1 protein-coding gene is annotated in these 406 nt (G+C 49.0%); it reads left to right on the top strand.

Annotated elements, in window-relative coordinates:
- Window positions 1-17: 17 nt before the first annotated feature.
- Window positions 18-406: hypothetical protein (locus tag NE664_14950; protein MCQ4727933.1), on the top strand; the 389-nt coding region annotated here is incomplete at its 3' end.

Below are 406 nucleotides of genomic sequence, written 5' to 3'. Positions count from 1 at the left end.
CCCCGGAAGAACGAAGCATGGGGCTTTCAATTTTTGATTTGGAGATGGAACGGCTCTTCACCCAGTTAAAGCTTGGACAGGACATCCCCATCCATCTGGCAGAAATGTTAGACTGGTACTATGCTGCAGTCCGCTGCAAAAGTGTCGTAATCGAAGAGGATCAAAACTACGAATTTAACCGGGTACTCCCTGATTTCGACTATTATATGGGAATGTCTGCGCTATGCATCACATCAGATCATTGTACGCCGCAGCAGATCGACGCCATCTGCCAGGCCTCGAGCCTGCTGTATCAGACCCTTTCAGATTCTGCTGATGCAGACATAAACTACCATCTGCGCACTGAACTCGTCTATCATATGGCCTGCCATTTAAAGGGGGCGTATTCGGAACAGCAGCTTGCAGC

Source organism: Anaerotignum faecicola (assembly GCA_024460105.1).
GTDB lineage: Bacteria > Bacillota > Clostridia > Lachnospirales > Anaerotignaceae > JANFXS01.
This window is presented reverse-complemented; position numbering and strand designations above follow the sequence as displayed.